The sequence below is a fragment of the Streptomyces sp. NPDC045968 genome (genome assembly GCF_056430475.1).
Window position 1 is genome coordinate 245916 of record NZ_JBWKLF010000001.1, and the last position, 14051, is coordinate 259966.

12 protein-coding genes and 1 tRNA gene are annotated in these 14051 nt (G+C 69.7%); 3 read left to right on the plus strand and 10 right to left on the minus strand.

The genetic code is table 11. The annotated features are described in order from the left end of the window. Positions 1-124: 124 nt before the first annotated feature. A complete protein-coding gene (locus AC07FA_RS01050; protein ID WP_479072573.1) occupies positions 125-1609 on the plus strand; it encodes a glycoside hydrolase family 18 protein in 1485 nt (494 codons plus the stop codon). A gap of 212 nt (positions 1610-1821) precedes the next feature. On the opposite strand, the gene AC07FA_RS01055 is transcribed toward AC07FA_RS01050, so the two are convergent. The 4 genes from AC07FA_RS01055 to AC07FA_RS01070 all read right to left on the minus strand — a co-directional run bounded on the left by AC07FA_RS01055 (position 1822) and on the right by AC07FA_RS01070 (position 6603). Further along, positions 1822-3231: a GH1 family beta-glucosidase gene (locus AC07FA_RS01055; protein ID WP_479072574.1), complete on the minus strand. Its 1410-nt coding sequence runs from the start codon at positions 3229-3231 to the stop codon at positions 1822-1824. 61 nt (positions 3232-3292) lie between these two features. Then, positions 3293-4207: a carbohydrate ABC transporter permease gene (locus AC07FA_RS01060; protein ID WP_479072575.1), complete on the minus strand. Its 915-nt coding sequence runs from the start codon at positions 4205-4207 to the stop codon at positions 3293-3295. 11 nt (positions 4208-4218) lie between these two features. Further along, positions 4219-5163, minus strand: a complete 945-nt coding sequence (locus AC07FA_RS01065; protein WP_479073407.1) for a carbohydrate ABC transporter permease — start codon at positions 5161-5163, stop codon at positions 4219-4221. Positions 5164-5238: 75 nt separating this feature from the next. After that, the gene (locus AC07FA_RS01070; RefSeq protein WP_479072576.1) at positions 5239-6603 is read right to left on the minus strand and encodes an ABC transporter substrate-binding protein; all 1365 of its coding nucleotides are present in this window, start codon (positions 6601-6603) and stop codon (positions 5239-5241) included. Between the two features lie 248 nt (positions 6604-6851). On the opposite strand from AC07FA_RS01070, the gene AC07FA_RS01075 reads away from it, so the two are divergent. Further along, positions 6852-7880, plus strand: a complete 1029-nt coding sequence (locus AC07FA_RS01075) for a LacI family DNA-binding transcriptional regulator (RefSeq protein ID WP_479072577.1) — start codon at positions 6852-6854, stop codon at positions 7878-7880. A 107-nt stretch (positions 7881-7987) separates the two neighbouring features. Here the strand turns inward: AC07FA_RS01075 and AC07FA_RS01080 are convergent. From AC07FA_RS01080 to AC07FA_RS01095, 4 genes are all read right to left on the minus strand, one after another. Next, positions 7988-8060 (minus strand) — tRNA-His (locus AC07FA_RS01080). A 125-nt stretch (positions 8061-8185) separates the two neighbouring features. Beyond that, positions 8186-8788, minus strand: coding sequence for an oligoribonuclease (orn, locus tag AC07FA_RS01085; protein WP_479072578.1), 603 nt, complete (start codon positions 8786-8788; stop codon positions 8186-8188). 10 nt (positions 8789-8798) lie between these two features. Next, positions 8799-10028 carry a helix-turn-helix domain-containing protein gene (locus AC07FA_RS01090; RefSeq protein WP_479072579.1) on the minus strand — a complete coding sequence of 410 codons (1230 nt, stop codon included), beginning with the start codon at positions 10026-10028 and terminating at the stop codon, positions 8799-8801. A 410-nt stretch (positions 10029-10438) separates the two neighbouring features. Then, entirely contained in the window at positions 10439-10789 is a 351-nt protein-coding gene (locus AC07FA_RS01095; RefSeq protein WP_479072580.1) for a hypothetical protein, read from the minus strand. Positions 10790-11167: 378 nt separating this feature from the next. On the opposite strand from AC07FA_RS01095, the gene AC07FA_RS01100 reads away from it, so the two are divergent. Continuing rightward, on the plus strand, positions 11168-11689 hold the full coding sequence (locus AC07FA_RS01100) for a universal stress protein (RefSeq protein ID WP_479072581.1): 522 nt from the start codon (positions 11168-11170) through the stop codon (positions 11687-11689). Positions 11690-11766: 77 nt separating this feature from the next. Here AC07FA_RS01100 and glmS read toward each other — a convergent pair whose 3' ends face one another. Continuing rightward, positions 11767-13596 carry a glutamine--fructose-6-phosphate transaminase (isomerizing) gene (glmS, locus tag AC07FA_RS01105; protein WP_479072582.1) on the minus strand — a complete coding sequence of 610 codons (1830 nt, stop codon included), beginning with the start codon at positions 13594-13596 and terminating at the stop codon, positions 11767-11769. Between the two features lie 37 nt (positions 13597-13633). Further along, on the minus strand, positions 13634-13909 hold the full coding sequence (locus AC07FA_RS01110) for a hypothetical protein (protein ID WP_479072583.1): 276 nt from the start codon (positions 13907-13909) through the stop codon (positions 13634-13636). Between the last annotated feature and the right edge of the window lie 142 nt (positions 13910-14051).

Genomic DNA, 14051 nt, shown 5'->3' on the forward strand with positions numbered 1-14051 from the left:
GATGCGCTCCTTAAGCCCACCCTAAGAACACCGGCCGGGGCCCGAAGCGCCCCAATTGCCGTCTTCGGTGCCGCTAGCGTCTGCCGCGAACCCCCACCCCCCGCAGGACAGAGGCAGGCACGCGATGGGCACCAGCACGCACCGCCGCACGGCGAGCACCAGAACCAAGGCGGTCGGCGCCGTCGTCGCCGCGGCGGTGATCGGCGGCACGGTCTTCGCGCTGACCGGCACCGCTCAGGCGGCCGCGGTCGGAGCGACGTACACCAGGACCAGCGGCTGGACCGGCGGATACACCGGGCAGTACGTCGTCACGAACGACAGCACGCGGGCCCGGTCGGACTGGACGCTCGAATTCGACCTGCCCACGGGCACGAAGATCAGCTCCCTCTGGAACGCCGAGCACACGGTCAGCGGCAACCACGTCACGGTGAAGCCCGCGAGCTGGGACACCGGGCTGGCCCCCGGCACGTCCGTCACCGTCGGCTTCGTCACCACCTCGGCCGGCACCGCGGGAGACCCGGCCGGCTGCCTCATCGACGAGGCCGCGTGTTCGGCCGGCCCGGGCACGACACCGGAGCCGAGCGGCCGGCCCACCGGCACCGCGTCCCCCGCGCCTGAGCCGACCCCCACGGCCTCCGAGACCGCCACGACGGCGCCGAGCGCGACACCGAGCACGACGCCCGCCCCCACTCCGTCGGAGCCCGGCGGCACCACGGAATCGGCAGGCTTCGCCCCGTACATCGACACCTCGCTCTACCCCTCGTACGACCTCCTGGACACCGTCACCAAGACCGGGGTGAAGGAGTTCACCCTCGCCTTCATCACCTCCGGCGGCAGCTGCGCACCCCTCTGGGGCGGCGTCACCGGCCTCGGTGACGACAAGGTCGCCGCCCAGATCGACGCGCTGCGGGCGAAGGGCGGTGACGTCCGGGTCTCCTTCGGCGGCGCGGCCGGAGCCGAACTGGCCCTGCACTGCTCCTCGGCCGCAGAGCTCGCCGCGGCCTACGGCAAGGTCATCGACGCCTACGGGCTCACCAAGGCCGACTTCGACATCGAGGGCGGTGCGCTGCCCGACACGGCCGCCAACTCCCGCCGCGCCCAGGCCATAGCCCAGCTTCAGAAGTCGCACCCCGGCCTGGACGTCTCCTTCACGCTGCCGGTGATGCCCGAGGGGCTGACCCAGCCGGGTGTGGACCTGCTCGCCGACGCGCGGAAGAACGGCGTCCGGGTCGACGCGGTCAACATCATGGCGATGGACTACGGCCCCGCGTACAGCGGCGACATGGGCGCGTACGCGATCCAGGCGGCCACCGCCACACAGGCGCAGATCAAGGGGGTGCTCGGGCTCTCCGACACCGCCGCGTGGAAGGCCGTCGCGGTCACCCCGATGATCGGTGTCAACGATGTCGTCACCGAGATCTTCAAGGTCGAGGATGCCGCGCAGCTTGTGAAGTTCGCCCAGGAGAAGGGCATCGGCCGGCTGGCGATGTGGTCCGGCACGCGGGACAAGGCGTGCCCGGGCGGTGCGCAGCCGAGCGCGGATGCCAGTTGCAGTTCCATCATGCAGGAGCCGTTGGCCTTCACGAAGGCGTTCGGCGCGTACGAGTAGTCCTCCGGACCGCCACCCCCCCCGCGTGCCCCGGCCGGGCCCCACATCCCCCCACGACCCCGGCCGGGGTGCGCGCCCCCCTTTTTCCGCGGATGGAAGATGTCCTCGATCGCCGGACGGCTTGAGGGCGCCCGGACGGGTCGGGCGGTGAGACCGACAGGAGTGGAGCACGGCGGCACCCTCGTTCCGCCGTGCCCCGGTTCGTGGCGTGCTCAGCCGGTCGGCGGCTTCGGAAGGACCCCTGTCCTCGCCAGCTCGCCGTACCAGTGGGCGCTGGCCTTGGGCGTACGCGTCTGGGTGGGGTAGTCGACGTGGACGATGCCGAAGCGCTTGCCGTAGCCGTACGCCCACTCGAAGTTGTCCATCAGCGACCAGAGGAAGTAGCCGCGCACATCGGCCCCGTCCTCGATCGCCCGGTGGACCGCCGACAGATGCCCGTGCAGATAGCTGATGCGCTCCACGTCCCGCACCACACCGTCGTCACCCTGCTTGTCGGGATACGCCGCACCGTTCTCCGTGATCATCAGAGGCATGCCCGGCGCCTCCTTCGTGTACCGCATGAGCAGGTCGTGCAGCCCCGACGGGTCGATCGACCAGCCCATCTCGGTCTGCTCGCCCGGCGGCTGGTGGAAGGCGACATGCTCCGAACCGGGCCACGGCGAATGGTCGCTCGACCCGTGTCCGTCGTGGCGCGGGCCCTGCGCGTCGGTGCCGTCGGAGACGATCGCCGGTGTGTAGTAGTTGATGCCCAGCGAGTCCAGCGGCTGGTTGATCGCCGCCAGGTCGCCCGGCTCCACGAACGACCAGTCGGTCAGCCGCGCCGTGTCCTCGAACAGGTCCCGCGGGTACGAGCCCTTGAGCACCGGGTCCGAGAAGACCCGGTTGGCCAGCGCGTCGATTCGGCGCGCGGCATCCAGATCCTGCGGCGACTGCGTCCGCGCCCGCACCGCACTCGGGTTGAGGCTCAGCGAGACCTGCGCCCGGGCGGGCAGTGCCGCACGCAGTGCCTGCGTGCCCAGGCCGTGCGCCAGATTCAGATGATGGGCGGCGCGCAGCGCGGCGACCGGCTCCGTACGCCCCGGGGCGTGCACCCCGGAGCCGTATCCGAGGAAGGCGCTGCACCAGGGCTCGTTGAGCGTGGTCCACAGCTCCACCCGGTCACCGAGCGCCCGCGCCACGATGTCCGCGTACTCGGCGAAGCGGACGGCGGTCTCCCGCGACGTCCAGCCGCCGGCGTTCTCCAGCTCCTGCGGGAGGTCCCAGTGGTAGAGCGTGAGCATCGGCTTCACGCCCCGCTCCAGGAGCTCGTCGACCAGGAGGCGGTAGAAGTCCAGGCCGCGCTGGACCGCCGGTCCGCGCCCGGTGGGCTGCACCCGGGACCAGGAGACGGAGAAGCGGTACGCGTTCACCCCGAGGTCCGCGATCAGCTGCACGTCCTCGGTGCGGCGGTGGTAGTGGTCGGTGGCGACGTCGGCGTGGTCGCCGCCCTCCGTCTTGCCCGGTGTGTGGCTGAAGGTGTCCCAGATGGAGGGCGTACGGCCGTCCTCCCGTACCGCGCCCTCGATCTGATGCGCGGAGGTCGCGGTGCCCCAGAGGAAACCGGGTGGAAAGTGTGCGGACATGGAGAGCCTCCGTGAGTGTCCTGAGAGTCCTGGGAAAGGGAGAAGGAGGGCGTGCGGGGGGTCAGCCCTTGACGGCGCCCTGCATGATGCCGCCGACGATCTGCTTGCCGAAGAGCACGAAGACGGCCAGCAGGGGCAGCGTGCCGAGCAGGGCGCCCGCCATGATCACCGACTGGTCGGGGATGTACCCCCGGCCCAGCCCGGTGAGCGCCACCTGCACGGTGGGGCTGCCGTTCTGGGTCAGCGCGATGATCGGCCAGAAGAAATCGTTCCAGGCCATGACGAACGTCAGCATCCCGAGCACCGCCATCGCGGGCCGCGCGGCCGGGAAGACCACGTGCCACACGATGCGCAGACTGCTCGCCCCGTCGACCCGGGCCGCCTCGATCAGCTCGGTGGGCAGCGCCCCGATCAGGTACTGCCGCATGAAGAACACCCCGAAGGCGCTCACCAGTGTCGGCAGGATGACCGCCTGGAGCTGATCGGTCCACTGGAGCTTGGCGACCATCATGTACAGCGGTACGACGCTGAGCTGCGGCGGCACCATCATCGTGCCGATGACCAGCAGCAGCAGGACGTTCTTGAAGCGGAAGCGCAGCTTGGCGAAGGCGAACCCCGCCAGCGTGGAGAAGACGACCGTGCCCACCGTGATGGAACCGGCGACGATCGCCGTGTTGAGCAGGGCGGACCCCATGTTGGCGTCGGTCCAGGCGATCTCCAGGTTCTTGAAGAGATTGCCGCCGAACCAGAACGGCGGCGGATTCTGCGCCAGCCGGTGGTTGTTGCGGGACGCCGCGATGGCTGTCCACACCAGGGGGAAGAGCGAGATCACCGTGAAGACGGTCAGCACCGCGTAGGTGATCCTGCCGCCGTGCAGGTGCTTGCCGGCGCGGTTGCCGCCGCGCCGCAGTCCCCTCCGCTTGCCCGGCGGTGCGTCCGGCGGGATCACCCGGTCGGCCGGAGTCAGGGTTGTCATCGTGTCGCCCCTCATGAGCTCTTGCGCAGACGACGGCCGATCAGCCAGTTGACGGCGCCGATCAGCAGCAGGATCAGGAACATCGTCCAGGCGATGGCCGAGGCCCGGCCGAGGTGGAGATTGACCCAGCCCTGCTCGTACAGATAGAGACCGAGCGTCTGGAACTGGTGGTTGGCCCCGCCGGTGGCACCCGCGCCCCGGTTGAACAGGAGCGGCTCACCGAAGAGTTGGGTCGCGCCGATCGTCGACACCACACAGGTGAAGAGGATGGTCGGCCGCAGCGACGGGATCGTCACATGGACGAACTGCTGCCAGCGGGTGGCGCCGTCCAGCGCCGCCGACTCGTAGAGGTCGTTCGGGATCGCCTGCATCGCGGCCAGGTAGATCAGCGCGTTGTAGCCGGTCCACCGCCAGACGACGATCGTCGACACGGCGAGCTGCGAGGTCCACTCGCCGTTCTCCCAGTCCACCGGGCCGAAACCGACCTGCCCCAGCAGCCAGTTGATCATCCCGATGTCACGGCCGAACAGCATCACGAACACGAGCGTCGCCGCGGCCACACTCGTCGCGTACGGAGTGAGGATCGCGACCCGGAAGAACATCGAGCCGCGGAGCTTGTAGTTGAGCAGATGCGCGATGCCGAGGGCGATCAGCAGCTGCGGAACCGTGGAGAGGACCCCGATGGTCAGGGTGTTGCGCAGCGCGTTCCAGAAGAACTCGTCCTCCATCAGTCTGGAGAAGTTGCGCAGCCCGATCCATTCCATGTCGTTCGGGGCGGTCAGCTCCACCTGGTGGAGCGAGGCCCACCCCGTGTAGAGCAGCGGGAAGAGGCCGAAGGCCAGGAAGAAGACGAAGAACGGAGCCACGAAGGCGTACGGACTCCACTTCAGGTCCCACCGGTACAGCCGGCTGCGCCGCTTGCTGTGCCCCGGACCCGGCGAACCGCCGCCGCCCACGCGGCGCGGGGCCGCGCCCCCCTCGGAGAGGGGCGCGGCCGTACGGGACTTACTTGTCGTTCCGCTCACCGGAGGTCACTTCTCCAGGGCGTTGTCGATCGCCTTCACCGCGGCGTTCCAGCCGTCCTCGGACGAGACGCCCTTCTGGTCGACCTGGAGCATGCCGACATCGGCCAGGTTCTGGGCGATGATCAGGTCCTTCGGGCCGACGATGGTCACCGGGATGTTCTTGGCGGCGTCGGAGAAGATCTTGCCGATCGGGGCGTCGTTGACGTACGGGTCCTTGGCGTCGGCGACTTCGGGCAGAGAGAACGCGGCCTGCGCGCTCGGGAAGCTGCCGCGCTTGGCGAAGAACGTGGCCTGCTGCTCAGGGGCGGTCAGCCAGGCGACGAGCTTGGCGGCCTCCTCCTTGTTCTTGCCGGCCTCGGGCACGGTCAGGAAGGAACCGCCCCAGTTGCTGCTCTTGGGCGCGGCGGCGATGTCCCACTTGCCCTCGGTCTTCTCGGCGCCCTTGTCCTTGATGTAGCCGACCATCCACGGCGGGCAGGAGATGGTGGCGAAGGTGCCGTTCACGATGGCCTGGTCCCAGGAGGGCTGGAACTGCTGGAGCTTGGCCGTCAGACCGCGGTCGGCCGCCTTCGCGGCGACATCCCAGGCGTCCTTGACCGCCGGGTTGGTCTTGTAGACGACCTTCCCGTCCTTGTCGTAGTAGCGCTCGGCCGAGCCGCCCTGGACGGCGGCCATCAGGCCGGAGGCGGAGTCGATGAACGCGGTGCCCTTGGGCGCCTTCGCCTTGTACTTCTCGCCCGTTTCGAGGAACTTCTGCCAGTCACCGGCCCACAGCGCGCCGACTTCCTCGCGGTCGGTGGGGAGCCCGGCCTTCTCGAAGAGGTCCTTGCGGTAGCAGATGCCCTGGGGGCCGATGTCGGTACCGAGCGCGACCGTCTTACCGCTCTTGTCGGTGCCCTGCGCCCACTTCCACTCCAGGAAGTTCTCCTTCTTCACCCCGGCGGTCTTGCCCAGGTCCACCAGCTTGGCGGACTGCGTCTGGGCGATCTCGGCGATGTTGTTGACCTCGATCGCCTGGATGTCGGCGAGACCGCTGCCCGAGGCGAGGTGCGTGAGCAGCTGCGGGTAGTAGTTCTCGTTCCGCTCGATCGACGTCTGCTCGATGTTGATCTCGGGGTGGAGCTTCATGTACTTGTCGTACAGCCCCGCCTCCTTCAGACCGAAGGCACCGAAGACGCCGACGGTGATCGTCGTCCTGCCCTTCCCGTTGCCGCCCGCGGACGAGGAGGACGAGGGATCACCGGAATCCTCCGCGCAGCCGGCCAGCAGCCCGGCACCGAGCGCGGCGACGGCGGCGACGACCACGGCCCTGCGGAAGGTGCGGCGGGGCGGTGGCGCGGTCGTTCCCCGGGTGAAGACAGAAGTGCGCATTGCGGCCTCCTAGTGCCCTGTACGTGCCCTCCCCGGCCCAACTGCGCGAACGCGTCCGTACGTTGTTTCGCGCTGTGGCCCAGGTGAGGGACGTGCGGGATGTGTATGAGTCAGGTACGGTGGGAGCGCTCCCATACGTGATGTGTTGAAGGGTTGCGGCTCGCTGAGAGGGTGTCAAGGGACCGGACGCCGAGACTTGTCTCAGTTATCAGCTTGTGAGAAATTTTCGACGACTGGGAGGGGCAGCCATGACTGTTCGTGGAAGGCAGGGGCGGCGGCCCACACTCGAGGAGGTCGCGGCGAGAGCGGGCGTCGGCCGCGGCACGGTGTCCCGGGTGATCAACGGATCACCCCGCGTGAGCGACACCACCCGGGCCACGGTCGAGGCGGCGGTCAACGAACTGGGGTACGTGCCCAACCGTGCCGCCCGCGCCCTGGCGGGCAATCGCACGGACGCCATCGCCCTCGTCGTGCCCGAGCCGGAGACCCGGTTCTTCGCCGAGCCGTACTTCTCCGACATCGTGCGCGGGGTCGGCGCGGCCCTCGCCGACACCGAGATGCAGCTGCTGCTCACCCTCGCGGGCAACGACCGCGAGCGCCGCCGGCTGGCCCAGTACCTGACCGCGCACCGCGTGGATGGCGTCCTCCTGGTCTCCGTGCACGCCGACGACCCCCTTCCCGACCTGCTGGCGCAGCTGGGCATGCCCTGCGTGATCAGCGGTCGCAGGCACGCCGCCGAACCCCTGGCGTCGGTCGACTCCGACAACTTCGAGGGCGCCCGCTCGGCCGTCAACCACCTCATCTCCCGTGGCCGCCGCTCCATCGCCACCATCACGGGCCGCCTCGACGTGTACGGCGCCCAGCGCCGGCTCGACGGCTACCGAGAGGCTGTCGCCGCGGCGGGCCTGGCCCCGGACGAGCGCCTGATCGCCCCCGCCGACTTCACCGAGGAGGGCGGCGCCCGCGCCATGCGGGAGCTCCTCGGCCGCTGCCCCGAGGTCGACGCGGTCTTCGCCGCGTCCGACGTGATGGCGGCGGGCGCCCGCCAGGTCCTGCGCGAGGCCGGCCGCCGCGTCCCCGACGAGATCGCCATGGTCGGCTTCGACGACTCGGCGGTGGCCCGCCACATGGACCCGCCGCTCACGAGCGTCCGGCAGCCCACCGAGGAGATGGGCCGCACGATGACCCGCGTCCTGCTCCAGGAGATCGCGGACCCCTCCGACGACCGCCCGCGCATCGTGCTGCCCACGGAACTGGTCGTACGGGACTCGTCCTGACCGGACGCGGGAACGCCCTCCGCTTCCCGTGACCCGGGTCAGGGGAGGCGAAGGGCGTCGGCACAACGAGAAGAGCCCCGGTCCGCGGACCGGGGCTCTTCCTTCAGGGTGAGTAACGGGACTTGAACCCGCGACATCCTGGACCACAACCAGGTGCTCTGCCAGCTGAGCTATACCCACCATGTCGCCCGGTCGCTTTTCCGACCGGCCGAGAAAAAGTGTACAGGGTCCGAGAGGGTGCTCGCGCCCTGGTTGTTTCCGCCCCGTCCACGGGCCCCGAAAGGCCCGTGACCAGGGTCGTCGTTCTACTCCGCGGGGGCCGCGAAGCGCGCCGCGATCTCCTTGGCGCGTACCGAGTCGGGGCCGGGCTGCGGTACGAAGACCGCCTCCCGGTAGTAGCGGAGCTCCGTGATCGAATCGCGGATGTCCGCCAGTGCCCGGTGGTTGCCGTTCTTGTCCGGACTGTTGAAGTACGCCCTCGGGTACCAGCGGCGTGCGAGTTCCTTGACCGAGGACACATCGACGATCCGGTAGTGGAGGTAGCCCTCCAGCTGCGGCATGTCCCGCGAGAGGAAGCCCCGGTCGGTACCGACCGAGTTTCCGCAGAGCGGGGCCTTGCCGGGCTCCTTCACGTGTTCGCGCACATAGGCCATGACCTGCTCCTCGGCGGCTTCCAGGGTCGTACCCCCTGCAAGCTCGTCGAGGAGCCCCGAGGCGGTGTGCATCTGCCGCACCACCTCGGGCATGGTCACCAGGGCCGCGTCCGGCGGGCGGATCACGATGTCCACCCCTTCGCCGAGCACGTTCAGCTCCGAGTCGGTGACCAGTGCGGCCACCTCGATGAGTGCGTCGTCCGTCAGCGAGAGCCCGGTCATCTCGCAGTCGATCCACACCATACGGTCGTTCATGGGCCCCACCCTACGGGGCGCTGCGCTGCCCCGGCAGGGCCGGGCGTCCCGGGGCGTACGCGTCCGGACCCGGTCTCAGGTGCTCCATGGAGCCGCCGGAGACCGCGCCGACCGGGGCCGGCCCGGGTGGTGCGGCAGCCGGTGCGGGCCGCCGGCCCGTGACCGCGCCCTGGGCGGGCACGACCGGGTCGATCGCCGTGGTGATGCTCTCCAGGCCCCCGCCCTGCGGACGGCGGGCCCGGTAGGCGGCCCGGTAGGCCGCCGGGGACGAGCCCAGCTGGCGGCGGAAGTGCCCGCGCAGCGCGACCGGTGAGCGGAACCCGCAGCGGCCCGCGACCTCGTCGACCGAGTAGTCGGAGGTCTCCAGCAGCCGCTGTGCCTGCAGCACCCGCTGGGTGATGAGCCACTGGAGCGGTGCGCTGCCGGTGAGCGAGCGGAACCTCCGGTCGAAGGTCCGTCTGCTCATGTAGGCCCGCGCGGCCAGCGTCTCCACGTCGAACTGTTCGTGGAGGTGCTCCAGCGCCCAGGCCACCACCTCGGCGAGCGGGTCGGAGCCGATCTCCTCCGGCAGCGACCTGTCGAGGTAGCGTTCCTGACCGCCGCTGCGGCGCGGCGGCACGACGAGCCGGCGGGCGAGTGCCCCGGCGGCCTCCGTGCCGTGGTCCGTACGGACGATGTGCAGGCAGAGGTCGATTCCGGCGGCCGTGCCGGCGGAGGTGAGCACGTCGCCGTCGTCGACGAAGAGCTCACGCGGATCGACGTGCACCGACGGATAGCGCTTGGCCAGCGTCGGTGCGTACATCCAGTGTGTCGTCGCCGGACGGCCGTCGAGCAGGCCGGCCGCGGCGAGGACGAAGGCTCCCGTGCACAGTCCGACGATGCGTGCGCCCTCTTCGTGGGCACGGCGCAGCGCGTCCAACGCCTCTGCGGGAGGTGGTGATGTGATGGATCGCCAGGCGGGCACCACGACGGTGCCTGCCCTGCTGATCGCCTCAAGGCCGTACGGTGTGCTGAGTTCGAGTCCACCCGTGGTGCGCAGTGGCCCCTCTTCGCCTCCGCAGACGAGCAGCCGGTAGCGGGGAACTCCCGCGTCCTGCCGGTCGATTCCGAAGACTGAGAGCGGGATGGAGCTCTCGAAGATAGGGCCGCCGCTGAAAAGCAGTACGGCTACGACTTCCCGGCGTCGCCGCCCGGTCAGCTTCCGTGCGGCCTCCGTTGCGGTGGCGGAGTCCTGGCTCATGACGCTAAGCCCCCCTCGGTGTTCGCGTCTCCCTGGTCCTTACGGGCCTGTCGCTCCTGCACGTTTCCCCTCGGTCTCGCACGAGTCCGCAGACTTCGTCCCATGATCGAATCTACTGCGTCCCGTGGTGCCGTGGTGACACGTTCCCCCACCGGCACTATGTCGACAAGGCAACTTGGCGCGAAGCTGTCGATCACGAAGCGTTCCACTCGCGAGGCGCCCAGGGAAGTGCGCCTCGCGATCTTGGCCCGTCCCCGTTGGGTGAAAGCGTACCGCGCGGTCTATTCCTGCCTGGTGGCACGTGGGTTGGCCGGGCAGAACACCAAGAGTTGGACGGTGGCGCGAAGTTGGCTGAAAACCAGCGGTTGTGTGCGCGGAAACCAGTCACGCCCCGGCGTGCGACCCCTCGATCACCTACCGCCCCGGCGCGCGCCTTCGGTCTCGCGGGCGCGCGAGGGGGCGTACGAGGGGGTGCGCGAGGGGGCGTCGGCGGGCTCGCGTGCGGGGGTGGCCGCCCCGGCGTTGTCGTGTGCGGACCGGCGCAGCAGCAGTCGGCAGGCCGCGGTGACGGCCGCCAGCCCGAGGGCCCAGGACGCGCCGCCGCCGAGCCAGGTGCCGTACACCGCGAAGGCGGCGGGGACGAGCAGGCAGCAGAACAGCCCCCAGCGGGCCGCGTCCGGGGGCATGGCGGTGCCCGCGGGCTCGACGAGGGGGGCGCCGGCGGTCGGGTCGGCCGGGGGTGCGGACACGGCTACGGGCACGGTTTCTGCTCCCTGGAAGGCGGTGGTGGCTCAGTGTGACGGTGGGGCTAACGCCGGAATGTCCTGACTGGTCACGAATCGCCCCGAAGCGGCCCGCGGGGGCCCGTGGAAGGGGGAGGGGAGGGGAGGGTGCGGAATGGTGTCGTCCGGTCGGGTGAGGCTCGGTGTACGGCACAACCGGCATTGCCATACGCCGCCGCCTCGGGCATGCTCCCTCCAACGTCGCACGCGCTTTGCGGGGGTCTGGGCTGTGGAGGAGTGGCGCCGTACCCTTGGGGGTATGGGGTTGGGAAGATGATTCCCGGACACACCTTCGCCTCCTGAAACACCGCCCGAAGCCGCTCCCTCCACACGAGGACTCTCTTCGCCGAGACACCGATGGCCGGTCACGAAATCCCTGAACCCGCAGACCGCAAGCAGGTTGCCGACCCAGAGTCGGACCCGCTGACGGTAGAAGAAACACGTCATTCCTGCGACCCGGCCTTCCGGCACGGAGTCGTGGTCGGTTTTGACGGCTCCATGTCCAGTGAACGGGCCCTGGCGTATGCCATCGGCATGGCCTCGCGTTCCGCTTCGGGCCTGATCATCGTGCATGTCGCCAACCGGCTGCCGACCACCGTCTGGGCGGGCTGCGAGCCTCCCGTCTTCGTCGACGTGCCCGATCACCGCACCGAGGTCCTCGGCCTGGAGCTGGCCTGCGCGGACTACCTCTCCGAGGTCCCGTGGGTGCTCGTCGAGCGCGGCGGCGACATCTGCCACGAGCTGGAGGAGGTCGGCCGCGAGTATTCGGCCGACGCCATCGTCGTCGGCTCGACGCACGGCATCGTCGGCCGGATCTTCGGCTCGGTGGCGGGCCGCCTGGCGCGCCGGGCGCAGCGACCGGTCATCGTCATTCCCTGAGTCGCCCCTGAAGAACAGCGAGCGGCCCCGCCCCACGGTGACGTGGGACGGGGCCGCTCGCTGTTCTTCGCGTACGACTACTCGACCGTGACGGACTTCGCCAGGTTGCGCGGCTTGTCGATGTCGCGGCCCATGGCCAGCGCCGTGTGGTAGGCGAAGAGCTGGAGCGGGATGCCCATCAGGATGGGGTCCAGCTCGTTCTCGTTCTTCGGTACGACGATGGTGTGGTCGGCCTTCTCCTGCACCTGGTGGGCGACGGCGAGGATGCGGCCGCTGCGGGCCTTGATCTCCTCCATCGCGGCGCGGTTCTTCTCCAGCAGCTCGTCGTCCGGGACGATCGCCACGGTCGGCATCGCGGGCTCGATGAGGGCGAGGGGGCCGTGCTTCAGCTCGGAGGCCGGGTAGGCCTCGGCGTGGATGTACGAGACCTCCTTGAGCTTCAGCGAGGCCTCACGGGCGACGGGGTAGCCGCGCACCCGGCCGATGAACATCATCGACTTGGCGTCCGCGTACTCGGCGGCCAGCTTCTTGATCTCGTCCTCGTTGGCGAGGATCTCGCTGATCTGGCCGGGCAGCTTGCGCAGGCCGTCGATGATCCGCTTGCCGTCGGCGACCGACAGGTCCCGGATCCGGCCCAGGTGCAGGGCGAGCAGGGCGAACGAGACGACCGTGTTGGTGAAGCACTTGGTCGAGACGACACAGACCTCGGGCCCGGCGTGGACGTACGTACCGCCGTCGGCCTCCCGGGCGATCGCGGAGCCGACCACGTTGACGATGCCCAGGACGCGCGCGCCCTTGCGCTTGAGCTCCTGGACGGCGGCCAGCACGTCGTACGTCTCGCCCGACTGGGAGACCGCGACGTACAGGGTGTCGGGGTCCACGACCGGATTGCGGTAGCGGAACTCGGAGGCGGGCTCGGCGTCCGCGGGGATGCGGGCGAGCTCCTCGATCAGCTGGGCGCCGATCTGGCCCGCGTGGTACGAGGTGCCGCAGCCCAGGATCTTGATCCGGCGGACCCCGCGCGCCTCGCGGGCGTCCAGGTTGAGGCCGCCGAGGTGCACGGTGGAGAACCGGTCGTCGATCCGGCCGCGCAGCACACGGTCCACGGCGTCGGCCTGCTCGGAGATCTCCTTGTGCATGTACGTGTCGTGGCCGCCCATGTCGTACGACTCGGCCTCCCACTCCACGGTGGTGGGCGTGGCCGTCGTGGACGAGCCCTCCGTCGTGTACGTACGGAAGTCGTCGGCCTTGAGGGTGGCCATCTCGCCGTCGTCGAGGGTGACGACCTGGCGGGTGTGGGCGACCAGGGCGGCGACGTCGGAGGCGACGAACATCTCCTTCTCGCCGATGCCGAGGACGACCGGGGAGCCGTTGCGCGCGACGACGATGCGGTCGTTGAAGTCGGCGTGCATGACGGCGATCCCGTACGTGCCCTCGACCAGGCGCACGGCCTCGCGGACCTTCTCCTCCAGGGTGACCGCCTGCGAGCGGGCGATGAGGTGGACCAGCACCTCGGTGTCGGTCTCGGAGAGGAAGACGATGCCGTCGGCGACGAGCTTCGCACGGAGCTCGTCGGCGTTGTCGATGATGCCGTTGTGGACGACGGCGACCTTGTTGTCGGCGTCCATGTGGGGGTGGGCGTTCTCGTCGCTCGGGGCGCCGTGGGTGGCCCAGCGGGTGTGGGCGATGCCGGTGGTGCCGGCGAAGCGCTTGGGGACACGGGCCTCCAGCTCGCGGACCCGGCCCTTGGCCTTGACCATCTTCAGGGTGCCGGGCTTGCCGGCCGCCGCCTTGCTGGTGACCACGAGGCCCGCCGAGTCGTAACCCCGGTACTCCAGCCGCTGCAGACCTTCCAGCAGCAGGGGTGCCACATCACGCTTGCCGATATAACCGACGATTCCGCACATAGAGTCTCTGCCCCTCCATCGACGTACAAGTGAGTGCTCAGCCGTAGACGATGCGGCGCAGCTGACGGAGCGAGAGCTCCGGCGGCGCGACCGCGCGGTACGGCAGCTCGGCCGCGATCCGTTCGAAGATCTCCGTGTTCACCAGGCCGCCGGACTGCAGTTCTCGGTGGCGGCGGCGGACGAAGTCGTCGGTCGTCTCGTCGAAGTACGCCAGCACATCGAGGATCACCCGGGCCGCCTCACCGCGCTGGAGCGCGGTGCTGCGCACCAGGTGGTCGATGAGGTCGTCGTGCGACGAGCGGCGTTCGAGCACTCGTCGATATTGCGTGTCGGGCTCGCATTGTGCAAGAAATCTGCCCGATATCGGGCAGGAGGGCGGGGAAAGCCATGAAAATCTGTCTCCGACCCGTGATGTGGGTGACGGGAGATGCGGCCGAGGTGGTCTAGTCCCTTGA

Excerpts from the sequence above, each read along its gene's own strand:
- AC07FA_RS01070 (WP_479072576.1), bottom strand. The coding sequence starts at position 6,603 with ATGCGCACTTCTGTCTTCACCCGGGGAACGACCGCGCCACCGCCCCGC.
- AC07FA_RS01090 (WP_479072579.1), bottom strand. The coding sequence starts at position 10,028 with ATGAGCCAGGACTCCGCCACCGCAACGGAGGCCGCACGGAAGCTGACC.
- glmS (WP_479072582.1), bottom strand. The coding sequence starts at position 13,596 with ATGTGCGGAATCGTCGGTTATATCGGCAAGCGTGATGTGGCACCCCTG.
- AC07FA_RS01050 (WP_479072573.1), top strand. The coding sequence starts at position 125 with ATGGGCACCAGCACGCACCGCCGCACGGCGAGCACCAGAACCAAGGCG.
- AC07FA_RS01075 (WP_479072577.1), top strand. The coding sequence starts at position 6,852 with ATGACTGTTCGTGGAAGGCAGGGGCGGCGGCCCACACTCGAGGAGGTC.
- AC07FA_RS01055 (WP_479072574.1), bottom strand. The coding sequence starts at position 3,231 with ATGTCCGCACACTTTCCACCCGGTTTCCTCTGGGGCACCGCGACCTCC.
- AC07FA_RS01100 (WP_479072581.1), top strand. The coding sequence starts at position 11,168 with ATGGCCGGTCACGAAATCCCTGAACCCGCAGACCGCAAGCAGGTTGCC.
- orn (WP_479072578.1), bottom strand. The coding sequence starts at position 8,788 with ATGAACGACCGTATGGTGTGGATCGACTGCGAGATGACCGGGCTCTCG.
- AC07FA_RS01060 (WP_479072575.1), bottom strand. The coding sequence starts at position 4,207 with ATGACAACCCTGACTCCGGCCGACCGGGTGATCCCGCCGGACGCACCG.